Genomic DNA, 26,351 nt, shown 5'->3' with positions numbered 1-26,351 from the left:
TTCTAAATAAAAAAATTGTGAGAAAAATATGCAGAACAAACGACAAGAGAATTTTTTCATCCGGTTGTTTAAGGGTGTCATAATTGCCCTTGGGTTTATTTTACCCGGTGTCTCTGGAGGAGTCTTGGCAGCCATACTTGGTATTTATGAACGATTACTACATTTTATGGCACATATTAGAGAGAATTTTAAGGTTGATTTTTTATATTTTCTACCAGTTGGTATTGGTGGAATCATTGGAATCGGCTTATTGTCTAAGCCCTTAGAGTTTTTATTGGAACATTATCAGGTGATCGTACTATGGGGATTCGCTGGCGCAATCATCGGTACCATGCCATCCCTTATCCGCGCTTCTACCTCACGTAGCCGTCGTGATATGGTTGATGTTATGTGGTTCTTTTTCATGTTGATCTTCGGTGGACTGTTCCTATTCTTTATGAGCAAAATATTCGGTACCATTCCCGCAAATTTCTTAGGATTCGTGATTGCTGGGATGTTGATAGCATTAGGAGTGTTGGTCCCTGGACTTAGCCCGTCTAATTTGTTATTGATACTTGGATTATATACACCAATGTTAAATGGCTTCAAAAACTTTGATATCGTTGGAGTTTTCTTACCAATTGCTATTGGTGGCGCCGTTGCAATGGTACTGTTCTCCAAAGGAATGGAATACTTGATCCAAAATCACCATTCCCGAGTTTATCATTTTATTCTAGGGATCGTACTTGCTAGTACCATACTCATCCTTGTGCCTAGCCCCTACTCTTCTGAGAGTATCTCTTACGCTGGTATCAGTAGTGGAACAATTATCTTGAGCATCGTCATGTTCGTGCTTGGGGCTCTCTTGGGACTGTGGATGAGTAGCTTAGAAGAAAAATATAAGTAGGTGAATGCTTTGGCTAAGGAATATAAATATAGCTCCGTGATCAAAAGTGCCGAAATAGGCAAAGGCGGCGCTTATGTGGAATTCCCATACGACATCCGTCAAGAGTTTGGTAAGGGACGTGTTAAAGTTCACGCCACTTTCGATGGTGTCGATTATGATGGAAGCATCGTAAATATGGGTGTCAAAAACGATGACGGATCCATTTGTTATATTATTGGAATCAGAAAAGATATTCGTAAAGCTATTGATAAGAATATTGGGGATAGCGTTGATGTTTGTATTTTTGAGAGATAAAAATACCGCTTTGGTTTGACCTTTTGGGTCTTGCCTTGGCGGTATTTTTTGTTGAAACTTTAGGGATTGAATGTAAGAAAGAGATGGGTTCGGTACTGGGTATTTGTTTTATCATTGCTAAATCTTTAAGGGTACAAAAACCTGGTCATGTAACCAAAATTTGTGTGAATCGTTTTATCATTGCTAAATCTTTAAGGGTACAAAAACTACTAAGCAGCTTAACAGCGTTGAGCAACTGTTTTATCATTGCTAAATCTTTAAGGGTACAAAAACCCGCTTGGGCTTCTGTACCAAATGCGGTAGGTTTTATCATTGCTAAATCTTTAAGGGTACAAAAACATCTGGAAAATATAAGATAACTGCATACTCGTTTTATCATTGCTAAATCTTTAAGGGTACAAAAACTTGAATTATATTCTTTTTCGCTAACACCAGGTTTTATCATTGCTAAATCTTTAAGGGTACAAAAACGACTTGGCTAATAACTAAGTCCTTTTTTAAGTTTTATCATTGCTAAATCTTTAAGGGTACAAAAACATTTCTTGCGGCTTGTAACCAGCTATTATTGTTTTATCATTGCTAAATCTTTAAGGGTACAAAAACCAGATTTTGTCAATTTCTTTTGGATCAGTTGTTTTATCATTGCTAAATCTTTAAGGGTACAAAAACCTCAAATCCGAAAAAATCACAAATCCTAACTATTTCTCCAAAAATTTGGTTTCTGCACTAGTCAGTAAATGATCATCTAGTAAATATGACGTCTCATATCCCAAAATATCGTTTACTACCTTTAATAATACCAAATCTTTACCCGAAATATATACCTTTTCGCGACTTCCTACCAAATGTACGATCCTCTTAATAGATTCCGAAAAATCATTCAAATCGCATTCAAATTCATTAGGATAATGCATCTGAACTGATTTCAACATCTCATCAGCGGGAAGTAATTGGTGGAACTCATCCGCAGAAATCACAATATTACTAATATCGGTTTCATCAATTGGAACATCTCTCAAACTATTACCAATAAAAATAATTTTTAAATCATAACTATCGATCATCCTCTTCAGTGATTCGATAAATCTACTTTCGTCTGCTCCAGAAATAATATTACTAATGTTATAGATAACTATCCAAGTAGGGTTTCCATTATGAGATAATTTAAATTCTAAAAAGTTTAAAAATTCATCTAGTAAGTTTTCAGTATCCATCAATTCCAATGGATACGTCAAAGAGTCTTCTTCATAATTTAACAATAAAAAGTTCTTAAGCATGTCCATATAATTCATATCACAAAAATTGACTTTGAGACTATTAGAAAAATCTTTTAAATAGTCTTGAACTGCTAATTCAAGCCTTAAACTATCGTCATTCATATTATCGATGATCCTATTTATCCCGATATCATCACTTAGGCTATTTAAATTATCGAATAACAAACTCCCTTTCTTGTATTGCATCTGACTATAGATACTTTCTCGATCATGAATGAAATACACATCCGTATTTTTATTAGAAACTACGTCATCATTTAACGATATTTCAATTCTATTTTCTCCATAAATATTCTCTGTCAAACTGGGGCTTCTATTAAAATAATAATATAAACTACGAAATACTTTCCAAAGTTGTCTTGAATTGTTGCCAGTAATATATGCCAAATTATCAAAATCAATATTCAAAAAGTTTTGGCTCTCCAACTCGATTTTTAATATCATATGATCACCAAATCTTTACTACCGACAATCGTCTCCTGTTTACTACGATTCCCGACCAATATTGACATATCATCAAATTGCTTTTCACTAACCGATACCAACCTGACCTCTCCATGTTCTGGTAAAAACGGACTGATAGCACCTATGTATTTTTTACCCGCTTCACGATTTTGAATCGAACGATAATACACTGAATATTGAAGCATTTCAAAACCATTTTTGATCAAACATTTTCTAAAAATTCTATATTGACGTTTTTCGCTAAGAGTATCAACTGGTAAATCAAACATACACATTAATCTCATATTTTGATATTTCAACTTTCTTCACCTATAAAATTTCTAAGTTCAATTTTTAAAATAGAGTCTGGTTCGTCACAATCCATTGCCGAAACAAAACTATTGATAAATTCCTGCATAGAATTATCTATCGTCATTTTCTTGCCATTTATTATTATTTTTTCATGCATGAAACTAATGATATTCTGGCGAGATTCGTAACTTAAATAATCATTATTATCTAATACGTATTTATTGATCCAGTAGTCCATCAGCGGACGATATGGTTCCATCAAATCATCTGCTAAATTGAAGCTATTGTATTCATTTCGATGAAACACACCCAACATTGTGATCAATCCACTGCCGACCACCACCCTTGCCATGCATGACCTAATAATTGCATATCCAAAGTTCATGGCATCATTAGTCAAACAATCCTCATCCCTAGTAAAAGATTTTCCGTATAGAGAATCAAAGTAGACTTTAGCTACATGTCCCTCCCTATTTGTCTTATCACCAGCAATTAAGTTGTCAACTAAGTCTTCCATGAGTTCAAGGCGTTCCTGTTCAATACCCGAAAATCTAGCGAAGGCTATTTGATTATCCATTTTTTGTTTGATGATTCTTTGCCAGATATTATCCTTTTGTGATTGCGTCCAATTAGATTGCTTTAATACCCGCTTGGAATTGCGATGATATTGTCCATATGGTAAGTACATTCCGACTGGTAAATACTTATCATCGCAAATAACCAAGCCGATATTATTCTGACTGAAACTAGATAATAGTTTAGTAGTAACAGTTGTTCGATTACCTTCTAGGACAACCATAGAAATATCTGAAAGTGGAATATGTAACTTATCTTCTTTTTTAATAATTTCAACATTATCTAATCGAAGCCTAAGCATGTCTCCTTCCTTAACATATACGATCCTCCACGCCATAAGCATAATCCTCCAAATTTTTATATAAAAAAAACCACCTATAGCAATATATAGGTGGTAAATTCGGGATAAACCCTTATTTCTGTAGATCCTTAAAGATTTAACAATGATAAAACAAAATGCATGCATTATAAGGCGTCCCTTACCCCTTAATAATAGCAATACATTAAGCTTTAATCAAGAATATCTTTAGGTTCATCGCCTTCTTTTTCAAGATAAAATGGATTGCCCAGAATGTCCGTGTTGACCTTCCAAATTTTGCATCCTTTTGGAACTAGGCGTTTGACTATTTGCTTTTTAGCCTTCCCGTAAATACCCCAATCGTCATCTTCGCTAGTTTTCACTTTAAAAATCGGTTTCATTTCAGCATAACCCTTCGATGCATCTTTTGTCCTAGACCAGAACAGCATCTCTACGCTTTCATGACTGGCTAAATTTTCTACTTTAATCCTGTTCCTACGATATAACGTAAACATAAATTCAGAACCATCACTGACTTGCTCACGATGTTTTATTTCCAAATATTTATTGTGGTTAATACCGTACTCTCCAGATTTATTGAACTTCAAGTCTGAGTATTTGATACCCATAATTTCATACTCATCAGTATCGTGATTTAAATATACATCAGTACGCCAAGGTTTCAGAGACTGTAGAATAACGTGTTTATTCTTAGCATTATTCGGAGTAATATCAATCTTCGAACCTACCTTACCATCCATATACTTCAACTTCTGAATCTCGGGACCATTACCCTTCTTAGAATACTTACGAACCATACCATGATCTCGCCGATAAAGTTCAAATGGAGATGCACTTACCTTTTTTACTGAATTATCATTTTGAACTTTTTCAACATAATCAGGATATTTATCCATAATATCCTCCAACAATTCGAAGGTACGTGGGTCATATCTTGCTAGTAGGAATTTAGTCTTATCTTTATCATAGATATTTTTAAAACGTGCGTATTCGGCCGCATCATAAATATTCTTTATCTTAGCAATGATATACTCTGAATCTTTTTTATCTTTCGCTAATTTACCAACTCTCGTTGAATACAAAGTTGAATCACTAACTTTACGATTCATCTTTTTATCTATTTGATGAGAAAACTTGATTCGATCGTCAGCGTTCATCAATTCATCCACGAATCCATTGTATGGTTGCTCGTAAACTGCCTTATCAAAATCCTTATCATCGAGTATCTCGCCAGTTTCAATATCAATGGTGTTAGATCCTATTTGTACCGGGAAAATGCTGGCACCTTTCTTCCAAATACGAAGGAAGGGCGTCGAGGCAATGATGGAAGCGTCGATTGCGTGATGGTGGAACGTCTCTCTTGTCTTACTAATATGCCAATGCTTACGCATATTGGATGTGAATTTACCACGGATGACAGTTACCTTCGTCTCAGAATCTTTTTCCTTGAAGAATTCTTGTAAGCTATTCAAAACGACTCGTGAAGAATATCTAGTATCAACTAAGTTTCTGGCAATGAATCTCTTACGAGTCTCAATATCATTGATATCTTCCATAAACAAATAATTTTTACGCTTGTCATGCAGCTTGTTATTCTTCATCACCATTGCTTTCATGACGTCGAAGCCTTGACCGTGACCTTCACTCATGAAGCCTAGCGGTGTTTTTTGACCTTTTATTTGATTCATCTCAGAGTAACACAGGGTCTTATTGTTGATACTATCGTCCAACGATACCGACTGCGGAATAATATGGTCGATTTCAAATTTGTCAGGATTACGTAACAAATCAGTAGCTGAAATTGGTTTACCATTATACAAATCAATTCCATCTTGTTGATACCAAAGTCTGATCTTAAAGAAAAGTTTTGCGCCATAGGTACGTAGTGCATCGTCAACGGCACTCTTGCTGGTTTTTTTAGCAATAGCATCCAATGCATCATCTTTTTGCTTTTTATTACTCTTTTGGAACTTAGCGATTTGATCCTTGGCGTCTTTTTCATTATCATCACGTGGCATTTCAACTACTAAATAATCGATATGTCCATAATTCTTTAAAATTTGGTTAACAATCTTTAGAGCTTCCCGAACGGATTTAGAGGCGACGGGATTGAAAATATCTTTAGCAATCTCCTTATAAGGTAAGAACTTGTTATTAGCAAAGCGTTCACCGTTATCTTTGATCAATCCCATCTCGTTTATCAATGTCATTTGTTCAACAGGTCGATCAATCATTTCTGGGATCAACAAATTCATCGTCTTAACAGATAATCGATGCCATTTATTATTAGTTTTAATGTCGAAACTATTCTTGTGATCGATAATGTATTGAATCAGTTCATCCGTCAAAAATTCATATTTTGGTTTTAATCTATGACTTAATTGCTTTCTAATTTCACCATTTTCAGTATTCAAAGTAACGATAAAACTCAATTCGTCCAAAAAGGCTACTGGCCAAGTGGTAATGTCGATGCCATCTACTTGGAAGTCCTTGCGAACTTTTCGATAAATTTTCATTCCACTGATTTCTGGTTTATCTGTTTTAGGATCCAAACGATATCCTTGGATCTCTTCCTCAGAACAATTAGCGACTTTTTTAATTAATTTCATCATTTGAATTGATTTAACTGTCGTTTTTAATTCATCTAGTATTTGTTTCTTTTCAGCCGTGGTTAATTTTTGGTCTTCATGATTCAAAATCCGTAAGTTATTCAAATCATTCAGCACGTTGAATTTTTGTGCGGTATAAGAAGCCGCTGAGGCACGCAATTCATCCGGATAAATCTTGTCGTGACCGATCAGTTCTTCAAATAAATTATCGAGAGTTCGACCATCTTCCTTGTAAATACCATAGTCACTTCGAGATTTTTCATTTCCGGGACCTACGAAATAATCTCTCTTTCTAGTTAAAATAGCGATATAAGCCTCTTCAAATTCCTCAGTCAAAATATCACTATAAAATTCACGTTGAGTTGCAATAATTCTTTTGGCTTCTTTAGCGAATTCTTTCGTTGGAAAGACATTCAGCAATATCTCTGATTCCTCATTATCTGGATCAGCCTGAACTTTTCCACGGACCGCATGATACTTATTCAGTCGTTCCAACTGAATCTCAGCGGGTGTCTTATCCTTTAGTTCAATAGTGTTGAGTTTCAAGCTATTAGCATAGTCTGTACCCTCTGACTCGTCGTCAGCATCTTTTAAATCATAACTGATACCTCGACGCTTGACTAAGTTATATAGCGCTGTCGCCACTTCTTCTCGTGTTAACTGCTGCGACAGTCCTTTGACCCTTAATTCATATGGATTGGCGTTATTATCAAATTCCTCAAAAAAATTGTCCCTGTCATAGGAATCAATCAATCCAAACTTATCAAATAATTTAACAACATCTTTTCGACGCTGTTTTTTACAATTACTCAATCTTCTAGAACCACGCATACCTCTGCGTGTTTCGTTCTCAGCTGCAACTGAACTATTAAATAATCTTGCACCTAATTCCAGTATTTTCCCAGCTTCGACGTCAATCACACTGTACCCAACCGATGCGACTCCAATATCTAATCCTAAACTTATTTTTTTATCCATAATAAGTATTCTCCCCAGATGACAATATTTTATAAGTTTAATATATCACAACTACAATAAGTAAAAAAATGTATCTAGGCATAAAAAAAGAACAAAATTATAAAAATTATGTTTTATAATTTTGTTCTTTTATATTTATAATTTTAAAAATCCAAACTAGGATCTGAATTCAAATCTAGACCAGCAAAATCACCTTTTTCATATTGAATCTGAGCGATAGCTCCGATCATTGCAGCATTATCGCCACAAAGTCGCAATGGTGGAAAAATCAACTCCAAATCAAGATTGCGTTTTTTAATTTCATTTTTCAAACGTTCTCGTAGACCTTGATTAGCGGCGACTCCTCCAGCAACGACTAGTTGTTTAACCGGATGTTGTTTGAGTGCTCTAAAGGTTTTGTTACTCAAGATATCCAAAACTGCACCTTGAAAACTTGCAGCTAAATCATTCTTATTCAATTCTTCGTGCACTTGGTCGGCATGATGTACTCGATTAATGAAAGAACTCTTCAAACCACTGAAACTAAAGTCTAAATTATCTTCTTGAACCATCGCACGCGGAAAATCGAAAATGTCTTGACCGATTGCGGCCATTTGATCAACTTGCTTACCCGCAGGATAGTTGATACCTAAGATGCGGCCAATCTTATCATAGGCTTCGCCGACAGCATCATCTCGTGTATCGCCTAATGTCGTGAATTCGCCCGGAGCTGTGACTAAAACTAATTCTGTATGCCCACCTGAAACTAACAGTGACATGAATGGGTATTGTAGGTCCGTAACGAAATTTGCGGAATAAATATGTCCTGCCAAATGGTTTACTTTGATCAATGGTAAATCATGTGCGAAAGCAACTGTCTTGGCAGCCATAATACCTATCAACAATGACCCGACCAGTCCCGGTCCATATGTGACCGCAACGGCATCGATATCGTCATACGTTACTGCAGCCTCTTCCATAGCCAATTCAATACAACGGGTGATTTCTTCCACATGATGACGACTAGCAACTTCAGGTACTACTCCTCCAAATCGTTGATGACTCTTAATTTGTGTAGCAATTATATTCGACAGTATTTCTTTGCCATTCTTGATCACAGCCACACTTGTTTCATCACAGCTACTCTCAAATGACATTATCAATGTATCTTTTTTCAAAATTTCTTCCACCTATAAATCCACCACCATCTCCAGTGCATCGTGGTGATTTCTAAAATAATACTTCTCATGAATTGTTCTGGTTTTGAAACCAAATGCTCGATAAAGGCTGATCGCGGAATCATTCTCAATGTCTGCCTCAAGTGAAAGAGTTAAAAATCCATATTTGCGACAATAATCAAAGACTTGATTCAAAAACAAATGACCAATTCCTAAATGTTGTAAGTCTGGCATGACGGCAACATTTGTTATATGAGCTTCGTTTTTATTCTTGAAGGACACTCCAATAAATGCCACACAAGTTTCATCTTCTACCAGTGACAAATAAAGTGCATTTTTATTTCTCAGCTCCATATCAACAATATCAGTTGGCCAAGGAACTGGTGTGGAATAAACTTTCTCTTGAATATTCATAAAATCACCAGTATCACTCGGTTTTGATTTTCTCAAAATGAAACTTCTGCTATCTATATTAACCGACTGTTGTTCAAAGGGATACTTTACTACATGTCCTGTTGGCCAAATTGTTTCTTTAAACTTCCTCAACATAGGAAATATTTCCGTCGTCCTTATGACCTTTTTCATACCAATCATACTCCGCCTGTGTTAGGCGCAAGTACGTCGGTACGAAACTATCGATATCCTTTATTGGTTCCATTGATTCAGCCAACTTAGCTAATTTCACAGCATCGGGAAGACTATCTTCTTCCAATATGATCTGGGCATGTGAATATTTTTCTCTAATCAGATCGGTTAATCTGGGAGTAGCATTAATAAATTCTAGTTTATCCTCATCGTATTTTTGTAAGAGTTCTAATAACTTAGTCATCGTAATGTGTTGATCCTCAACTATATTAGTTATTTTCCCCTGTTCATTCGAATAAACACCAGCGTAGGCATTGTCATTTCTTGCATCCATCAATGGGACACACAGTTTACCAGCATCCCCGTTAGCAGCTAATAATTGCAGACTAGACACTCCTACCAGAGGTTTGCCTAATGTAAAGGCTAACGTCTTAGCCACTGTCACAGCTATTCTAACTCCCGTATAGGACCCCGGTCCATCAGCAACAGCTATACGATCGATGTCGTCCACTGAAATATGAGCTTCATCCAATGAGCGCTCAATATCAGGTAACAGAGTAATACTGTGAGTTTTATTTTCAGTAGATTCAATGTGTGCAATCGCCTTGCCATCATCCACAACAGCAACACTTAGTGATTTATTCGATGTATCAAAAGCTAAAATTTTCATATGATCCCCTCGTTCTTAATAAAAATATTTTACCACACAATTTGACTACATAAGTAATCTGATAGGGCGCCTATAAATATGATTTGTATTTTTTAAAATAAAAAAATCGACCACTAACGGCCGATTCTGTTAAATCTAGAATTACTGATCCACTTAAGAATCAAATATAACAATCCTGTCTGATAAACTAAACTAAATAATTCCTTAAAGATTCTTGGAACCAAAACTGCCCAATATGGCATGTTTGTTATCATTTGGACCCATAAAGTATTCAATCCAGTATTAACTATCACTGTAACTAATAATACAGCAATGAAAGTTCTCAGGATAGTTACTTTATGATTGTAAAGTACGAATCCATAGATAAGGCCAGCAACTAGTGCTGAAAGTGTGAAGCCCCAGAAAAAGCCTGTGGATGCTTGCATTAACACATTGCTGATAATATCTGCGATCACATTAGCTATGGCAGCCTTGTACGGCCCAAAGTAATATCCCATTAGTCCTACTGCAATGAAACCAAATCCGACCTTCAAAGTATTACTACCGATCGATAGCTTACTCAAGACCATATCCATTGCAATTAGTAAAGCCATCCACGTCATCTCGTGGACACTGATAATACGACTCTTCGTATTCATTCTCGACATCTCCTTGTAGGAGCTGCCACAGCATATAACTAGAGGCTAACGAATTAACTAACTATATAAAGTGGCGAATGCGGAATCAAAATCGCAAGCTAGTGCTCTTCGTCTGATGTTCACATTCCGTTCCATCAGCACTTTACGCTTTGAATCCTACCCCATAAATAATTTTACCTAAACATAGTACCACAACTAGTAGTCTATACCTATATCTTTTGCTTATAACATTAGTTATATAAATCTGATAATTATTTCTCTTCCCAAGTGATCTGTGCCAAGGCATTTAATTCGCCGTCGTTTTTGATCCAGTGAGTAGTAACTAAATTTTCATTATCAATGTTCGCATATATCTCAGGCTTATTGTGAATGTTCAATTCTTTTTCGTACTTGATATCCATGCTCTTAGCGCGATGTTTTTCAACGAAATCAATTCCTAAGGAATCTACCATCCAGTCAAAGTAATAAGAATTATTAACGTGACGGTTTACATCAATATTGTAATATCCAATATGTTGTTCTTTTTTGATATCGTAATCTTTTGGTTCGCGCAGGCGGGCAAATCGTTTGATCTTCGTGATTTCCTCAGCACCGAACACGTCTGTCAATTTTTCAGCCGCACTGACCATCTTACGTTCCTTTACATCGATAATAACGAAGGCACTAGTCAGATCAACCATCCGATTGCCATCTAAATCATCGATCCAAAAGTCTCGATAGAAGAAGTATTTGTTATAACTAGTAGCTCGTGTACTGACTTTTAATTTCTCACCTAGTGTTGGCATTTTCTTAATATCCATATGATACTGAACGACGACCCATCCCAGTCCACGTTGTACCATTTCTGAACTATCAGAATCTGACTCATGTAATTGCTTCTCGGATATTAACAACATGGCATCTATCAACGATGACAAACGCATATCTCCGGTTAAATTTGCAAAATAAAAAGGAAACTCGATTTCTTGTGAATAAATTTGTTCTGCCACTATATCATTCCTTTCCGATTCCGTGGTATAGATTATAAACGATCTGCTTACGTATGTCGTTTTGATTAGCTATTTCTTTGATGGCTTTATTAGGTTTTTCACCTGATTGAATCAATAGATCGATTGCATTGATGATTTCTGAATCCGTCATATCTTCAGATTCTTCAATTACTTTACCAGATATTATCAGTACGTACTCACCCTTTGGTTCATTCTCCTGATAATATTCGATAACTTGGTCAATCGTTCCCCGTAAGAAGGCTTCGTGAATCTTGGTCAATTCGCGCGCCAAGGTGATTTTTCGGCTTCCACCAAAGTATTGTTTTAAGTCTTCAATAGTCTTCACTACACGGTAAGGCGATTCATATACAATCGATGTTTCTTCCCTTTGTGACAAGTTTTCTAAAGCAGATGTTCGTTCTTTACCTTTACGAGGTAAAAAGCCATAAAAGTAAAAGGGTTGCGGTTCAATTCCTGACGCAATCAGGGCGGTCGTTGAAGCACTGGCCCCTGGTAATGGAACGACCGAGATTTCGGATTCGATCGCAGCCTTGACTAATTCCTTACCTGGGTCACTGATTGAAGGCGTGCCGGCATCACTTACTTGTGCGATATTTAAGCCCGAATTCATCTTCTCAACTAATTCTGGGATTCTTTGAGCCGTGTTGTGCTCGTGGAAACTGATCAAATCTGTTGTGATCTCAAAATGATTCAACAAATATTTAGTATTCCTAGTATCTTCAGCCGCAATTAAATCGGCATCCTGCAAAGTTTTGACAGCTCGAAAGGTCATGTCATCTAGATTACCGATCGGCGTTGGCACCAAAAAAAGGCAGCCCTTCGAATTATTAACAAAACTCCTTTGTTCATTCATTCAAAATGCTCCCTTGTTTATTTTTTATTTGGTTTACTATGATTTCCATAAATCACTCCGAGACAGAAGACACATTCTTCATTTTCTTTACGATGAGAACCATAAAATTGTTGGCATACGTGAAAGCCTTTATGATACAACTTTTCTAAGTTTAAACGTGAAGTAGGTAATTCACTTTCATTAAAACTTTTATCTTCATAGCCCAGTTTTTCTAACTGTTTACGAAGATTATGATTCTCCATCTTAAGCTCTTCTTTTTCCTCTAAATCTTTTGATAGTTGCTCTTTGAGGGTATCGACCTGACCACTCAAACTACTTAATTGATTAGAGATAGATTCAAACTTATCATACAAATCTTTTTCTGCCATTATCTCACCTACTAACTAACAAATTTTAATGACAAATCCTCTAAAATTGCTTGAAACGCGACATTGCTTTTCCACATTTCTTCAGCTTTAAATAATTCATCCGAAAAACTAACAATCTGTTGAATACTTTTTTTTGAAAGAACATCTTCTTGAATAAGAAGTGATTTATTTAAATTGTACCTAAAAGATAATATATCACTAAACATCTGATTCATCATATCAAAAACCAAATGTTGATGATCTTTGTTCTCCACCAAAGGCATGATATCGGTCTGAACATCTATAAAACTATTTATTCTTTTTTGGTTACATTCCTGCATCCAAATAACCAAAGCAGCCGCTAATTGCTGATAACCTTCACCAGTAGTAGCCTGTAAAAATTTAATATCTGAAATTTTTAAGGCTGATTTGGCCTGTTCAGGTTTATATCCTAATTTTACTAAAGTATTGATTTCTTCTTCATTGCTCTTATTCGACAAATGGAAGATCTGAACACGAGACCGAATCGTCTGCAACAATTGCTTAGCTGAATCGGCTAACAAAATGATCATCAAATTACCTTCTGGTTCTTCGATCGTCTTCAACAAATTATTGCTGGCAGCATTAGTCATTTTCTCAGCTTCATCAATGATCAGGATTCTGCGATTTCCTTGAGTAGCTGTCATATTTACTTCTTTTTTGAAGTATTTAATATCGTCGACACCAATGCTTTGTTTATCAGTTTTTATTTCCAAAACATCAGGATTATCTCCTAAGGCGATGGTTTGACATCTCTGGCACGTTTGATCTGGGATTCCAGCTTGTAAGTTATCGCAAAACTGACTTTGAGCTAACCAAATAGCCACTTGTTGACGGGATTTAGAAGAAGCACTATCAATCAAGTAAGCATGTGACAACATATTTGATTGAATGATCTTTTGAAATTCACGCAATACTTTAGGTTGCTCTTCTATTAAACTTTCCATTATTAGAATTTAACAAATTTATCCACAGGTAGGATAAAACAAGTAGCTCCTCCCACTTGAACTTCAATCGGATCATTGATCCCAGCTGCTTCTGGCAAAGCAAAAGTTGAAGTCACGAATTGTGTTCTAGTGTGACAAGTTTTCTTGATCACTTCAAGCGCTGGATCTACCTTGTCATCTTCAACACCAATGATGAAAGTTGAATTACCTGATCTTAAAAATCCACCTGTTGAAGGAAGTTTAGTCGCACGGAAGCCTTCCTTTACTAGATGTGTCTGTAATTGTTGACTATCTTTGTCTTGAATAATCGCTAAAATGAGTTTCATTTTACTTACCTCCATTAAATACCTTTGGAAATCTATTGATGATAACATCCAATGCATCAGAAACAACTTTTTCAGGTGCTTGCTCTGCGTTGATACTCTTTATTCTATCAGGATTAGCCTGTACTAAGTCAAGATATGTGTCATGAACACGTTTGTGAAAACTCAACGCTTCTTGTTCCAAGCGGTCCATTTCACCTTCGTGATCTTTGCGAATTCTGGATATTCCAACTTCTGGTGAAACGTCAAAATAAATCGTCAGATCCGGCAAGGTCCCATCGATGGCAAAGTCATTAATGGCTGCGACTTCCTTCGTACCGATCTCACGTCCACCGCCTTGATACGCAATCGAACTATCCACGAATCGATCACTCAATAATACCTTGTCACTAGCTACGGCTGGTCTGATTACGTCAACTACGTGTTGTCTACGTGCAGCAGCGTACAGTAAGGCTTCAGTTCTATCGTCCATTTTTTCGTCATGAACTGCCAAAATTATTTTTCTGATTTGTTCAGCTATTTCACTACCACCTGGTTCACGAGATTCAATTACTTCTTTTGTTGTATGCTCCCTAAGTAGTGGGACCAGTGCATTCAAAGCCGTAGTTTTTCCAGCTCCATCTGGTCCTTCGAACGATATAAATATCCCTGACATTAATATTCTCCTTTTGATACATTGGTTCCATTTTACTTGATTATAGTATTCCGGTAAACCGATCACTGATCAATATCACTCCAAAATACTAAAAAAAGAATCTCAACTTACAAATCTATTAATTTAAAGACTTGTGTAGTTAAGATTTTTTAGTTTAAAACATTATCAACTTACGAAGAAAAATTCTCTAATATTACCAGTGCTTCTCAGCTCTACTAGGTTGTTTCAAGAATGTATCTTCATCACCAAAAATAATATCAGTAGTGTGCTTAGCCTGTGCCTTACGACGTCTAGCTTCTAAATACAAGAATTGATATTTAGCGCGGTCAATTCTCAATTGCAGACGGGCTTCATCTGAAACTTCCAGTGAATTATTCATCAAATGTTGCGCATTACTAATTTCACGTTGGATATTGTGAATACTATCCATCAAACGATCATTTTCCATCTTTTCAACACTGATTTTTTTTCTACCAAACATGTTAGATCTCCCTGCGACCTAGAACTGCACTCTTCAAAGTCATCTCGTCGGCATATTCAATATCGGAGCCAACAGCTAATCCGTGTGCTAATCTAGTTACTTTTATTCCTGCTGGTTTTACAAGTTTGGCTAAATATTGAGCTGTCGCTTCTCCTTCAGGAGTAGCATTTGTAGCTATGATCAGTTCTTGAACTTGATCATTATCGCGTAAACGATTAAGCAATAACTTAATATTCAAGTCTTCTGGTCCAACACCGTCAACTGGGGACAACACGCCACCGAGAACATGATACAATCCATTGTAACTGTTCATGTCGTCTAGTGACATTATGTCCTTAGGTTGTTCAACGACCAGAATTGTTGATTGGTCACGATTTTTATCACTACAAATAGAACAGATCTCATCCGTAGTAATATTTCCACAGATTTTGCAAAACTTCAAATCAGTCTTTGCGGCCATGAGATTGTCAGCGAATTCTTGCACTTGACTCTTATCCATGCCTAAAGTAAAAAACGCCATCCTAGTCGCTGTTTTGCGGCCAATTCCTGGCAACATCATATAACTATCAATTAATTTTGAAATTGGCTCTGGATATTTCATTTATTACATCAACCCGTTTGTGTATTTACCTAACTTGGCATCTTTATCATTGTCGACCTTTGCTACACCATCATTCATAGCGTCGATGATCATATCTTGAAGTGTATCTGGATCATCTGGATCAATAATCTTTTCATCGATTTTAATATCTAATACTTTTTTATCACCGTTTAATTTAACAACAGCGAAGTCATCAACTGAATGACCTTCATATTCTGTCTTACTCAATTCCTCTTGAGTAGCAGCAACCTCTTTTTGCATCTTTTGAGCTTGGCGCATGATATTAGCCATGTTTCCGCCCATACCACCCATATTTGGCATTCCTTTACTCATAATTATTTTCTCCTTTATTAATTAATCATCTTTTATTTCAACCACACCGTCGTCACCAAACAATTTTAACGCTTCGTCAACGGTAGGGTCAGTCTTCTTTTGTTCTGATTTAGATTTTACATTTTTATTCTGACCAGAATCAATATTATTTGCTATATATTCTTTACGAATCTCAGGCCATTGTGCTTTTGGCACTAGAACAACCTGACAATCTTTTTTTAGTAGTCTACCTACATTATTAGTCAATTCATCTAAGAATCCATCTTGAGCTGTTTCAAACCACATCTCATAATCAAACGCCACAACGATTCCTTCACTTGACGCTGCAACTGGTTCTGAAACTCTCATTATAGACCTTTGCGTGATAGATAGCATACTCATCAAATCCGGCCAAATATCTTTAGCTGTATTGAGATCATCCTTGGTAGCATTCTCCAACACTTGATAAATAGCTGTTTTGTTAAGGTGCGAATTTTTCTTGGATTTACGCTTTGGTTTGACATTCGTCTGAGAACTAGGAGTTCCTTGAATGGGCGGTCGATCAGATAATTCTTGAATCTGCTGTTTCAAGTTATTGATCTCATCGTCCAGTTGATCCACTCGGTGATCAGCTTCAGGAACAGTCACATTGGTTTGTGCCGTCACTGGCTGTTCGATCTTAGGTTCACTGATCTTGACGGTCAATATTTCCATATAAACATCAGTTTGATTAGAATTCTTGAGATTCTTTTGGGTCGCACTAACTTGATCGACGATATAGAACAACCTAGTATTGTCAAACTTATCAGCAATTGTTAATAATTCATCCGTCATAACAGATTTATCCATTTTTTGCGACAAGTCGGAATTAGAATTATATAAGATCAAGTTTCGACAGACACGGATGATCATTTCTGTGAATCTCATCGCTGAACGTCCACTGGCTAATATCTGATACAGACTAGAAAGCGCATCTGCCGGTTTGTTATCTGCGATTGCTGTCATGTATGAAACAATTTGTTCATTACTCAAGGCACCAGTAACTTCTTGAGCATTCTTCAATGTTAACTCATCATCGCCATATGACAATGCCTGATCCAAAATACTCAGTGCATCACGCATACCACCTTCAGCCGAAGCGGCTATGATATTCAGTGCCTCATCATCATAATTGATGTGTTTATCATCCAAGATAAAAGTCATTCTATCTAAGATGTCTTGACGTGAGATTCTTCTAAAAGTAAAACTTTGTGTTCTAGAAATAATTGTTGCAGGAATCTTTTGTGGTTCAGTAGTCGCTAAGATGAACATCACGTTAGCCGGCGGTTCTTCCAATGTCTTCAAGAGAGCGTTGAACGCCCCTTGAGATAACATATGGACTTCATCAATAATATAAACTTTAAACTTAGCTTCAGTCGGTGCATATTTTACTTTGTCTCGAATATCACGGATCTCTTCAACACCGTTGTTCGAAGCAGCATCGATCTCGATCACATCATTCAGACGGTTTTCATTAGCAGCCTTACAGATTTCACATTCGTTACAAGGCTCACCATCATGTGGGTTCAAACAATTAACTGCCTTTGCTAAGATCTTAGCACAAGAAGTTTTACCAGTACCACGTGGTCCACTGAATAAATAGGCATGACTAGTCATCTTGCTTGCAACCGCATTACGTAAGGTCTGCGTGATGACGCCTTGGCCAATCACATCTGAAAAAGTTTGGGGACGCCAAACTCGATATAGTGCTTGATATGCCATATTTCCTCCTTGCTTTAACACAGTACTTAAATTTTACCACAAATAATCATACAGACTTATGAAAATGATTAGACTCTAGAAAATAAAAAAACTCCTAATCCGTTAAGATTAGGAGGCTAATTTACAAAACAAAAGGCACATGGCACAACTCACTTAGTGCTGCTTTCTTCCGAACCTGACACGATTCGCAAGAGCACCATTGCCCTAAGGCCTTTCGGCACTAACTATATTACTATAAATCACAGTTGAATGCTACTTTTTACGACGGATTTCTCTAAAGAAATTACGAAGTAAGTCTCCAGTCTCTTGTTCTTTAACATTAGCCAATACCGTTGGTTGATGATTATAGCGTGTGTCAGTCAGTAAATTTACGATCGAGCCAACGGATCCGGCTTTAGGATCATTTGCACCAAAGATGACTTCCTCAACACGGCTATTGATAATAGCACCTGCACACATGGGGCAAGGTTCCAAGGTCACAAATAGACTAGTATGCTCTAAGCGCCAACTACCGACTACTTCACAGGCTTGCTCAATAGCGATTATCTCAGCGTGTTTAATGGCATTCTGTGTCTCTTCACGTTCATTGGAGCCACGGCCGATGATCTCTCCTGATTGATTGTCTACAATAACACAGCCAATAGGCACTTCCTCTCGTTGCTGTGCTTTGATTGCTTCAGCAATTGCTTGATCCATATAATTATTGATTTGTTCGTCTGAAAATATCATTTAGTTAAACCATCTTACTCCTCAAAATATAATAACCCTTTTCACGAGTAACGATTTCAACATTCCCATAAGTCGTCTCCATCAACTTCTTGGCAGAAGGTGCACCTTGTTTCTTTTGAATAACGATCCACAGTTCACCATTGTCATTCAAGTGTTCTTTAGCACCACTAATAATCCCTGATACTACGTTCTTACCGGCTCTGATCGGTGGATTAGACACGACAATGGCGTATTTATCAGTGATATTATCATAAATATTTGATTCAAAAATATTAACGTTCTTAATATGATTTGTTTCAGCATTTTTCTTTGCCAGATCCATCGCACGTAAATTGACGTCGGTCATGTCAACTTTTCTATCATCTTGTTCTTTTGCTAAAGATAATCCGATTGGACCATAACCACAACCAACGTCAAGAATATTACCTGTTGGTATCTCATCGAAGTTAATAGCCTCGATCAATACTCGTGATCCAAAATCAACTGTTTGCCGTGAAAAAACTCCAGCATCTGAAGTGAAATTGAAATTATTATTTCGTAAAGTGAAGTTGAATTCTTTTAGTTCATGCTCTAATTCATTTGAGTTTTCAAAATATTGATTAGCCATACTTTTTTCCTTTCTAAAGGCGAAAATGAGGACAAAAAAATAATCCTCTTACGAGGATTAATTTTATCATAATAAACTTATTAAAAGTTATTATTTCAAAGTAACTGTTGCGCCAACAGCTTCTAGTTTAGACTTCATGTCTTCAGCGTCAGCCTTAGCAACGCCTTCCTTGATAACCTTAGGTGCGCCATCAACAAGGTCTTTTGAGTCTTTCAAGCCAAGTCCTGTGATACCACGAACTTCCTTGATAACCTTAACTTTTTCTTGACCTGTTTCTGTAAGTTCAACGTCGTATGAGTCTTTTTCAGCAGCGTCGTCGCCACCAGCAACTGCACCTGCAGCAACTGGAGCAGCAGCTGTAACGTCAAATTCTTCTTCGATAGCCTTAACAAGGTCGTTAAGTTCTAGAATTGAAGCATCTTTTAAATCTTCGATAATCTTTTGTGTATCTAAAGCCATTTTAATGTCCTCCAAATTATGTTTGTTTTTTTATTTAAAAATTAAGCAGCTGGTTCGTCGTCTTTCTTTTCAGCAACAGCTTTAATAGCCAATGCAAAGTCGCGAACTGGAGCTTGTAATACAGATACCAACATTGATAGTAAGCCGTCTCTGTTTGGTAGTGTTGCAAGTGCTTGAATTTCTTCAAGAGATGCAGCTTTACCTTCGATGATTCCACCCTTGATTTCAACGGATTCAACATCTTTGGCATACTTAGCAGCAACCTTTGCAGGTGCAACTGGATCTTCTTCAGAATAAGCGATGGCTGTTGGGCCAACGAAGAATTCTTCAAGACCTTCTAATCCGGCTTCTTCAGCAGCACGTCTTAAGACAGTGTTCTTGATAACCTTCATAGTAGCACCTTGCTCACGTAATTCAGCACGCATGCTAGTAGCTTGTTCAACTGTAAGACCTAAGTAGTCAATAACAATAACTGACTTAGCGCCTTTTAAGTTAGCAGCAACCTCTGTAACAAGTGCTTCTTTTTGTGCTAGTTTTTCTTGCTTCATTATTACGTTTCACCTCCACAATTTATTTTAGTTAATTCTACAAATTTAAGGCTAAAATAAAATCTCTGCGCCCAAAGGACACAGAGATTAATTAACAATCTTCTGGCCTCGGCAGGATATTAAGATTCACATCACCTGAGTCTTCGGTAGAAATCAACTATTGTACATTATCATTATTTTGGTTATTAGTCAACATTAAGCGTTGATTTTTAGACCAGGGCCAAATGTTGATGTCATATTAACACTAACAATATAGTTACCCTTCAATGATGCAGGACGTGCCTTTGCGATAGCATCGTAGAATGCGCTAAAGTTAGCAACAATCTTGTCAGTATCGAATGACAACTTACCAATAGGTGCGTGGATCAATCCATTAGGATCTACACGGTAAGTAACTTGTCCAGCTTTGATATCATTAACAGCTTTTGTAACATCCATTGTTACAGTACCTGTCTTAGGGTTAGGCATCAAACCTTTAGGTCCAAGTACACGACCTAAACGTCCAACTTTAGCCATCATTGGTGGTGTTGCAACAGCAACATCAAAGTCCAACCAACCATCTTGAATTTTTTCAACAAGATCGTCAGAACCAACAACGTCAGCACCGGCAGCTTCTGCAGCCTTAGCTTGTTCACCTTCAGCGAAAACGATAACTTTTTGTGTTTTACCTGTTCCGTTAGGTAGAACAAGGGCACCACGAATTTGTTGGTCAGCTTGTTTTGGATCTACATCCAAGTTAATTGCAACTTCAACAGTTGCGTCAAATTTTGCATAATCTACTTTTTTAAGTAAGTCAGCAGCTTCTGAAGCAGAATAAGTCTTATCCTTATCAACTTGCTTCATAGCTTCCATATATTTTTTTCCATGCTTAGCCATGCTAAGTTCCTCCTTGCTTTGTGGTCTATTGGGGATTTTCCCCTCCCACTTGTTAAGAATACTTTCGTATCCCTGTAAACTGCTTCTTGTCTAGTCTTCTACTGTAAAGCCCATACTTCTTGCAGTACCAGCAACCATACGCATTGCAGATTCAACACTTGCAGCGTTTAGGTCTTTCATCTTGGTTTCAGCAATTTCGCGAACTTGGTCGTTTGTGACTGTGGCAACTTTATTAGTGTTAGGTTCGCCAGAGCCCTTTTCAACACCAGCAGCCTTCTTCAAAAGAACAGCTGCAGGTGGTGTCTTAGTAACGAAGTCGAATGAACGGTCTTCATATACTGAAATAACAACAGGAATGATCATTCCTTGTTGATCTTGTGTACGTGCATTAAAGTCCTTTGTAAATGCAACGATGTTAATACCAGCTTGTCCTAAAGCAGGACCAACTGGTGGAGCTGGAGTAGCCTGACCAGCAGGAATTTGTAATTTTACTACGTTAGCAACTTTTTTAGCCACGGTGCATACCTCCTTAGTCCGTGATGTGGTCATATTGAGAATCTAAATTTTCTCTCCCACATGTATGTTCAAAAAACATACCGTCTTATAATATCACGGATTATACCCTTTATCAATATGATTTATTATTTTTGTACGTCGCCGAAGTCAACTTCAGCACTAGTCATACGTCCAAACATATCGACGTCAACTTTAAGTTTGTCATGATCAGCATCGATTTCTGTAACCTTACCAGTCATGTTTGCGAATGGTCCATTAACGATCGTAACGTTCTCACCGACTTCAAAGTCATTGCCAGCTTTGACACTGATTCCAAGATCATCAAGAATGTGATCAATTTCTTCTGGTAATAATGGTGCCGGCTTACTTCCTGAACCGTGACTTCCAACAAATCCTGTAACACCAGGTGTATTACGAACAACGAACCATGATTCGTCACTCATAACCATTTCAACTAAGACATATCCTGGGAAAGTCTTTTTCATTTCTGTTTTTTGTTTACCATTTTTTGTTTCTGTTTCTTCTTCTTCAGGAACTACTGCACGAAAAATATAATCTTCCATACCCATTGATTGAGCACGTGATTCCAAGTTTTCCTTAACTTTATTTTCGTATCCTGAATAAGTATGCAGAACATACCATTGTTTGTCGCCAGCTTCAGTCATAATTTCCTCCAAAAATCAAAATAAAAAAACCCCGAACGGAGTCGAAGTTTTCTTTCATTACTCAAATAATATCAAATTATTCGTCTACTTACAATGTTATTTGCTTCCCATAATGAATTGTTGTAGTAATGCTACTAGTCCCCAATCAATAGCGGCGAAGAAAATAGCATACATCAAAGATGTGGCGATAACAGTCCATGTATCACGTCTGTTTTCCTTTGCAGTAGGCCAAACGACCAATTTCATTTCTTTTTTTACACTACCAAAAAATTTAAATAATTTCATTTAGTCCTCCAAATTAACGTGTTTCTTTATGCAATGTGTGTTTGCCACAGTGCTTACAAAATTTTTTAACTTCAAGACGTTCTGTGCGGTTTGGATTCTCAGAAATCGTATAATTTCTAGATCCACAAACGCTACAAGCTAATGCTACTTTTCTTAATCCCATTAGTATCTCCACATTCTACGCAGTTTATGTCTTATACATTATAAATTTTTAAGTCTGAAAAGTCCATGACAAACAAATGACAAATTATAAATGTTCTATCATTTTTAAGCGACACCTATTAGCGGCGCGGTTTAACTGCTTTTGATTACACATTGCAATTTCACAAGCCATCTGCATTTGGATTTCTCCTAACAAAAATTTTAAGGCAATCAGTTCTAATCTGCTTAACTCAGCGACTGCTTGCTCAAAATGGCTTGATGTATCTAACAAATGAACGTAATTTCGAATAAATTCCTCAGAATTTTCATTATTCATCACCTGTTCGTATGAACACGCTAATTGGTTGGCTTGACGTTTAATTGTATTTTCACGTCTGACAATATCAACTATATGATTTCGAAATTTTAATTTAAAAAAACTGCCGAACTTGGAGCCACTCGATCCGTCAAAAGCTTTACAAGTTGCGTAACAAATTATCAGTGCTTCTTGGTACCAGTCATTCTTATCATATAGTCCAATCTGATATTGGCAGGACATATTGTCGATCATCGGCCGATAACGTTCGACCAGTAGTTTTAATGCGCTTGAACTCTCGTCCTCCTTTACAAGCTTAATAAGCTCTACTTCAAATTCATTCATTCTTTTGGTACCCATCCTTATTATTATTACAGAATGGTTTTCCTATTTAAAAATATCATGTATCTTATGCTAGTTTAAGAGAACATTTGTTTACAAAAACTTCGTTATAAATATAGTTCGTATATCTATGAAAGCATTCTTATACAAAAAAAGATCTCATCTATATGTTGCACAGATAAGACCCCTTGATTTATGAATGTCTTGAAGCAAATGCTTGATACAACAGTACACCTGTCGCTACCGAAGCGTTCAAGCTTTGAACATGACCTACCATCGGTATGCTTAAAGTTTGGTCAACTTGTTTGAGAACTAATGGCGAAACACCCTTACCCTCATTACCGATGACCAGTGCTACTGGACCCTTGGCATTCCAATTACGGTAGTTGTCACCTTCCATAGCCGTACCAAAGACCCAGACATTTTGTTTCTTCAAGTCGTTGATAGTATTGACTAAATTAGTAACCCGAACTACTGGCACATGCTCAATAGCACCTGTAGAAGTTTTGGCTACTACGGAAGTTAATCCTGTTGAACGATGTTTAGGTACGATGATTCCATGAACACCAACCGCGTCTGCTGTTCTCAATATCGAGCCTAAATTATGTGGATCTTCAATTTTATCTAAGATCAAAATAAATGGATCTTCATTTTTTTTCTTTGCGGCTTTGAAAATATCAGCTAATTCAGCATATTGATAAGGCGCAATATATGCTGCCATCCCTTGATGATTTCCACCATTGCTGATGTCATCTAGTTTATTCTTAGGGACCTCTTGAACGATCAACTTACTACGTTTAGCAAGTTCGATAACTTCACCGATATGCTCGCTCTTTAAACCTTTTTGGACCAAGACCTTATTAACACGTTGTCCAGCTGTTGGCGATCTCAGTAACTCAACTACTGAATGATGACCAAAAACTAATTCTACTTCTTCATTATCATTCTCATTGCTATTCGAATTTTTCCGCATCAGTTTCCCCCGATTCTACTTTGTCGATACACCATTGCGCAAGTTCTGCCAAGCGCTCTTTTTGACCGCTGACATCCAAATATCCAAATAGTGCTTCAAATCCAGTGGACATGTGATAAGTGATGACACTTGTATTTTTTGCCTTGGTATTTTTTTTGGCGTTACGACCATTCTTATAAACCCTGATCTCGTATTCTGACAATACACCTTCATCGATCATGAGAGTGATCAGAGATGCCTGCGCTTTGGCGGATACATAATGTGTCGCCTTATTTTGTAGCTGATTGACTTTGGTAATATCAAGGTCCAACAAATGCTCACGAACAAATACTTCGTATACAGCATCACCTAAATAAGCCAATGTAACTCCGTTTAACTGTTCAATCTTAACCATCTATATGCCACCGTGTTCCTTGTGGAGTATCTTCTAAGATAACTCCCATTTCCTTCAACTTATCGCGTAATTCATCACTAGTTGCAAAATCTTTGTCCGCACGTGCTTGATCACGTTTTTCTACCATTGCTTGAATTTCTTCTGATAGATCTTCTTTTTCACCGAATTGAATTCCTAAAATACCGGCTAAATTAGACAGAGCATCCAAGATATACTTGGCACTGTCAGCGTTAATCTCGTCTTCGGAACTATAATTATTAGCTAGAGTCACTAATTCAAAAATCTCCGTGATTCCATTCTGAACATTGAAATCATCATTCATCGCAATTTTGAACTTATCAGTGATGGAATCTACCTTCGATTGGATGTCATCGGCACTACCAGCAGCACTGTCCAATCTGAAGTTCAAGTTATTAAAGGCGGTTCTGATTCGTTCGTAGTTATCAGCCGCTTTTTGTAAGTTGGATTTTGAATATTCCAGTGGTCGGCGATAGTGCGTCGAAGATAGGAAGAATCTCAAAACTTGTGGATCGACCGTCTTGACCAAGTCATGGACTGTAACGAAGTTCCCAAGTGATTTACTCATTTTTTCGTTATTTTCAACCGTTACGAAGCCATTGTGCATCCAGTAATTGACAAATTTCTTACCCGTTTTGGATTCACTCTGAGCGATTTCATTCTCATGATGTGGAAACTCTAAATCTTGACCCCCACCGTGAATATCAAAAGTATCGCCCAGATACTTAGTTGACATGACTGAACATTCGATATGCCAACCCGGACGGCCTTCCCCCCAAGGGGAATCCCATTTTATCTCACCGGGTTTTGCTTTTTTCCAGAGGACGAAATCAATTGGGTCTTGTTTCTTATCGAATTCGGCTTCGCCGATGTGCTCACTTGCACCTTGAACTAATTGATCAATATCTTGATCAGATAATTCACCGTAATGCTTGAATTTACGTGCCCGATAGAAGACGTCACCTTGTGATTCATAAGCATAATCCTTAGCAACCAAGTCAGAAATGAACTCAATTATTTCTTTGATATTCTCAGTAGCGCGAGGATTGACGGTTGCCCGTTGGACATTCAACTTGTTGATATCTTCGAAGAACGCTTTGATAAACTTATCGGCCACTTCTGGGACTGTGATATTTTCACGATTGGCTTCTTTGATCATCTTATCATCGACATCAGTGAAGTTAGATACGAACTTGACCTTATAGCCTGAATATTCCATATAACGTCTGATCGTATCAAAAGCGACGATCGAACGAGCATTACCAATATGAATATAATTGTAGACAGTGGGACCACAGACATACATGTGGACCTCGCCAGGAGTTAGTGGTTTAAATTCTTCTTTTTCACGTGTTAGGGTGTTAAATATTTTTAGCATATATTCTCCTTTCTACAAGAAAAAAGAGAT

Annotated in this window: 33 protein-coding genes, 1 other RNA gene, 1 CRISPR repeat array, 1 riboswitch and 1 other annotated feature; of the genes, 2 read left to right on the top strand and 32 right to left on the bottom strand. The window is 37.0% G+C overall.

Annotated features, from left to right (window positions below; all coding sequences use genetic code 11):
• Positions 1 to 28: 28 nt before the first annotated feature.
• The gene (locus tag AC27FM_RS12295) at positions 29 to 886 is read left to right on the top strand and encodes a DUF368 domain-containing protein (protein WP_487088731.1); all 858 of its coding nucleotides are present in this window, start codon (positions 29 to 31) and stop codon (positions 884 to 886) included.
• A 9-nt stretch (positions 887 to 895) separates the two neighbouring features.
• The gene (locus tag AC27FM_RS12290) at positions 896 to 1,180 is read left to right on the top strand and encodes a DUF1905 domain-containing protein (protein WP_487088729.1); all 285 of its coding nucleotides are present in this window, start codon (positions 896 to 898) and stop codon (positions 1,178 to 1,180) included.
• A 105-nt stretch (positions 1,181 to 1,285) separates the two neighbouring features.
• Positions 1,286 to 1,849: direct repeats of the CRISPR family, unit length 36 nt; unit sequence GTTTTATCATTGCTAAATCTTTAAGGGTACAAAAAC.
• A gap of 29 nt (positions 1,850 to 1,878) precedes the next feature.
• On the opposite strand, the gene AC27FM_RS12285 is transcribed toward AC27FM_RS12290, so the two are convergent.
• The 32 genes from AC27FM_RS12285 to cysS form a co-directional block, all read right to left on the bottom strand.
• Positions 1,879 to 2,901: a P-loop NTPase family protein gene (locus tag AC27FM_RS12285; protein WP_487088727.1), complete on the bottom strand. Its 1,023-nt coding sequence runs from the start codon at positions 2,899 to 2,901 to the stop codon at positions 1,879 to 1,881.
• Positions 2,898 to 3,206 carry a CRISPR-associated endonuclease Cas2 gene (gene cas2, locus AC27FM_RS12280; RefSeq protein WP_487088830.1) on the bottom strand — a complete coding sequence of 103 codons (309 nt, stop codon included), beginning with the start codon at positions 3,204 to 3,206 and terminating at the stop codon, positions 2,898 to 2,900. Before cas2 ends, AC27FM_RS12285 begins: the two co-directional genes overlap by 4 nt.
• Positions 3,207 to 3,217: 11 nt before the next feature.
• Positions 3,218 to 4,126: a type II CRISPR-associated endonuclease Cas1 gene (cas1, locus tag AC27FM_RS12275; RefSeq protein WP_487088725.1), complete on the bottom strand. Its 909-nt coding sequence runs from the start codon at positions 4,124 to 4,126 to the stop codon at positions 3,218 to 3,220.
• 173 nt (positions 4,127 to 4,299) lie between these two features.
• Positions 4,300 to 7,695: a type II CRISPR RNA-guided endonuclease Cas9 gene (gene cas9 / locus AC27FM_RS12270; RefSeq protein WP_487088723.1), complete on the bottom strand. Its 3,396-nt coding sequence runs from the start codon at positions 7,693 to 7,695 to the stop codon at positions 4,300 to 4,302.
• A 143-nt stretch (positions 7,696 to 7,838) separates the two neighbouring features.
• Positions 7,839 to 8,831, bottom strand: a complete 993-nt coding sequence (gene tsaD / locus AC27FM_RS12265; protein WP_487088829.1) for a tRNA (adenosine(37)-N6)-threonylcarbamoyltransferase complex transferase subunit TsaD — start codon at positions 8,829 to 8,831, stop codon at positions 7,839 to 7,841.
• Between the two features lie 33 nt (positions 8,832 to 8,864).
• The gene (gene rimI, locus AC27FM_RS12260; protein ID WP_487088721.1) at positions 8,865 to 9,302 is read right to left on the bottom strand and encodes a ribosomal protein S18-alanine N-acetyltransferase; all 438 of its coding nucleotides are present in this window, start codon (positions 9,300 to 9,302) and stop codon (positions 8,865 to 8,867) included.
• A gap of 82 nt (positions 9,303 to 9,384) precedes the next feature.
• A complete protein-coding gene (gene tsaB, locus AC27FM_RS12255) occupies positions 9,385 to 10,107 on the bottom strand; it encodes a tRNA (adenosine(37)-N6)-threonylcarbamoyltransferase complex dimerization subunit type 1 TsaB (protein ID WP_487088719.1) in 723 nt (240 codons plus the stop codon).
• A gap of 113 nt (positions 10,108 to 10,220) precedes the next feature.
• Complete coding sequence (locus AC27FM_RS12250; protein WP_487088717.1) at positions 10,221 to 10,745, bottom strand: folate family ECF transporter S component; 525 nt, start codon at positions 10,743 to 10,745, stop codon at positions 10,221 to 10,223.
• 69 nt (positions 10,746 to 10,814) lie between these two features.
• A riboswitch (THF riboswitch) is annotated at positions 10,815 to 10,911 on the bottom strand.
• 85 nt (positions 10,912 to 10,996) lie between these two features.
• Positions 10,997 to 11,734, bottom strand: coding sequence for an acyl-[acyl-carrier-protein] thioesterase (locus AC27FM_RS12245; RefSeq protein ID WP_487088716.1), 738 nt, complete (start codon positions 11,732 to 11,734; stop codon positions 10,997 to 10,999).
• 4 nt (positions 11,735 to 11,738) lie between these two features.
• Positions 11,739 to 12,608, bottom strand: a complete 870-nt coding sequence (gene rsmI, locus AC27FM_RS12240) for a 16S rRNA (cytidine(1402)-2'-O)-methyltransferase (protein WP_487088714.1) — start codon at positions 12,606 to 12,608, stop codon at positions 11,739 to 11,741.
• A 17-nt stretch (positions 12,609 to 12,625) separates the two neighbouring features.
• Positions 12,626 to 12,976 carry an initiation control protein YabA gene (locus tag AC27FM_RS12235; RefSeq protein ID WP_487088712.1) on the bottom strand — a complete coding sequence of 117 codons (351 nt, stop codon included), beginning with the start codon at positions 12,974 to 12,976 and terminating at the stop codon, positions 12,626 to 12,628.
• 11 nt (positions 12,977 to 12,987) lie between these two features.
• Positions 12,988 to 13,941: a DNA polymerase III subunit delta' gene (locus AC27FM_RS12230; RefSeq protein WP_487088711.1), complete on the bottom strand. Its 954-nt coding sequence runs from the start codon at positions 13,939 to 13,941 to the stop codon at positions 12,988 to 12,990.
• Positions 13,942 to 13,943: 2 nt separating this feature from the next.
• Entirely contained in the window at positions 13,944 to 14,267 is a 324-nt protein-coding gene (locus AC27FM_RS12225) for a cyclic-di-AMP receptor (RefSeq protein WP_487088710.1), read from the bottom strand.
• Position 14,268: 1 nt separating this feature from the next.
• Positions 14,269 to 14,919, bottom strand: a complete 651-nt coding sequence (gene tmk / locus AC27FM_RS12220; protein ID WP_487088709.1) for a dTMP kinase — start codon at positions 14,917 to 14,919, stop codon at positions 14,269 to 14,271.
• Positions 14,920 to 15,112: 193 nt separating this feature from the next.
• Positions 15,113 to 15,400, bottom strand: coding sequence for a YaaL family protein (locus AC27FM_RS12215; RefSeq protein ID WP_487088707.1), 288 nt, complete (start codon positions 15,398 to 15,400; stop codon positions 15,113 to 15,115).
• Position 15,401: 1 nt separating this feature from the next.
• Positions 15,402 to 16,001 (bottom strand): recombination mediator RecR, encoded by a 600-nt coding sequence (gene recR / locus AC27FM_RS12210; RefSeq protein WP_487088705.1) that lies wholly within the window; start codon positions 15,999 to 16,001, stop codon positions 15,402 to 15,404.
• Between the two features lie 3 nt (positions 16,002 to 16,004).
• Positions 16,005 to 16,334 (bottom strand): YbaB/EbfC family nucleoid-associated protein, encoded by a 330-nt coding sequence (locus tag AC27FM_RS12205; protein WP_487088704.1) that lies wholly within the window; start codon positions 16,332 to 16,334, stop codon positions 16,005 to 16,007.
• 21 nt (positions 16,335 to 16,355) lie between these two features.
• Positions 16,356 to 18,074: a DNA polymerase III subunit gamma/tau gene (gene dnaX, locus AC27FM_RS12200; protein WP_487088702.1), complete on the bottom strand. Its 1,719-nt coding sequence runs from the start codon at positions 18,072 to 18,074 to the stop codon at positions 16,356 to 16,358.
• Positions 18,075 to 18,193: 119 nt separating this feature from the next.
• Positions 18,194 to 18,290, bottom strand: an RNA gene (gene ffs / locus AC27FM_RS12195) — signal recognition particle sRNA small type.
• 36 nt (positions 18,291 to 18,326) lie between these two features.
• The gene (locus tag AC27FM_RS12190) at positions 18,327 to 18,803 is read right to left on the bottom strand and encodes a nucleoside deaminase (RefSeq protein WP_487088700.1); all 477 of its coding nucleotides are present in this window, start codon (positions 18,801 to 18,803) and stop codon (positions 18,327 to 18,329) included.
• 4 nt (positions 18,804 to 18,807) lie between these two features.
• Positions 18,808 to 19,410, bottom strand: coding sequence for a class I SAM-dependent methyltransferase (locus AC27FM_RS12185; RefSeq protein WP_487088698.1), 603 nt, complete (start codon positions 19,408 to 19,410; stop codon positions 18,808 to 18,810).
• Positions 19,411 to 19,500: 90 nt separating this feature from the next.
• Entirely contained in the window at positions 19,501 to 19,869 is a 369-nt protein-coding gene (gene rplL / locus AC27FM_RS12180) for a 50S ribosomal protein L7/L12 (RefSeq protein WP_487088696.1), read from the bottom strand.
• Between the two features lie 41 nt (positions 19,870 to 19,910).
• Entirely contained in the window at positions 19,911 to 20,417 is a 507-nt protein-coding gene (gene rplJ, locus AC27FM_RS12175) for a 50S ribosomal protein L10 (RefSeq protein ID WP_487088694.1), read from the bottom strand.
• Between the two features lie 47 nt (positions 20,418 to 20,464).
• Positions 20,465 to 20,582: a sequence feature (ribosomal protein L10 leader region), on the bottom strand.
• Between the two features lie 30 nt (positions 20,583 to 20,612).
• Positions 20,613 to 21,293, bottom strand: a complete 681-nt coding sequence (rplA, locus tag AC27FM_RS12170; protein WP_487088692.1) for a 50S ribosomal protein L1 — start codon at positions 21,291 to 21,293, stop codon at positions 20,613 to 20,615.
• 90 nt (positions 21,294 to 21,383) lie between these two features.
• Positions 21,384 to 21,809, bottom strand: a complete 426-nt coding sequence (gene rplK, locus AC27FM_RS12165; protein ID WP_487088690.1) for a 50S ribosomal protein L11 — start codon at positions 21,807 to 21,809, stop codon at positions 21,384 to 21,386.
• Positions 21,810 to 21,934: 125 nt separating this feature from the next.
• Positions 21,935 to 22,474, bottom strand: a complete 540-nt coding sequence (gene nusG, locus AC27FM_RS12160) for a transcription termination/antitermination protein NusG (protein ID WP_487088688.1) — start codon at positions 22,472 to 22,474, stop codon at positions 21,935 to 21,937.
• Between the two features lie 96 nt (positions 22,475 to 22,570).
• On the bottom strand, positions 22,571 to 22,759 hold the full coding sequence (secE, locus tag AC27FM_RS12155; RefSeq protein WP_487088686.1) for a preprotein translocase subunit SecE: 189 nt from the start codon (positions 22,757 to 22,759) through the stop codon (positions 22,571 to 22,573).
• Between the two features lie 13 nt (positions 22,760 to 22,772).
• Positions 22,773 to 22,922 (bottom strand): 50S ribosomal protein L33, encoded by a 150-nt coding sequence (gene rpmG / locus AC27FM_RS12150; protein WP_076613567.1) that lies wholly within the window; start codon positions 22,920 to 22,922, stop codon positions 22,773 to 22,775.
• A gap of 84 nt (positions 22,923 to 23,006) precedes the next feature.
• On the bottom strand, positions 23,007 to 23,561 hold the full coding sequence (locus AC27FM_RS12145) for a sigma-70 RNA polymerase sigma factor region 4 domain-containing protein (protein ID WP_487088684.1): 555 nt from the start codon (positions 23,559 to 23,561) through the stop codon (positions 23,007 to 23,009).
• Between the two features lie 190 nt (positions 23,562 to 23,751).
• Positions 23,752 to 24,531 (bottom strand): 23S rRNA (guanosine(2251)-2'-O)-methyltransferase RlmB, encoded by a 780-nt coding sequence (gene rlmB / locus AC27FM_RS12140; protein WP_487088682.1) that lies wholly within the window; start codon positions 24,529 to 24,531, stop codon positions 23,752 to 23,754.
• Complete coding sequence (locus AC27FM_RS12135) at positions 24,512 to 24,925, bottom strand: Mini-ribonuclease 3 (protein WP_487088680.1); 414 nt, start codon at positions 24,923 to 24,925, stop codon at positions 24,512 to 24,514. Before AC27FM_RS12135 ends, rlmB begins: the two co-directional genes overlap by 20 nt.
• Entirely contained in the window at positions 24,918 to 26,321 is a 1,404-nt protein-coding gene (gene cysS, locus AC27FM_RS12130) for a cysteine--tRNA ligase (RefSeq protein WP_487088679.1), read from the bottom strand. The genes AC27FM_RS12135 and cysS overlap by 8 nt, the downstream gene beginning before the upstream one ends.
• Positions 26,322 to 26,351 lie beyond the last annotated feature (30 nt).

This window comes from Companilactobacillus sp. y65-5, assembly GCF_057541095.1.
The sequence above is the reverse complement of the archived record's forward strand: the minus strand, read 5'-3'. Positions and strand labels throughout refer to the sequence as shown.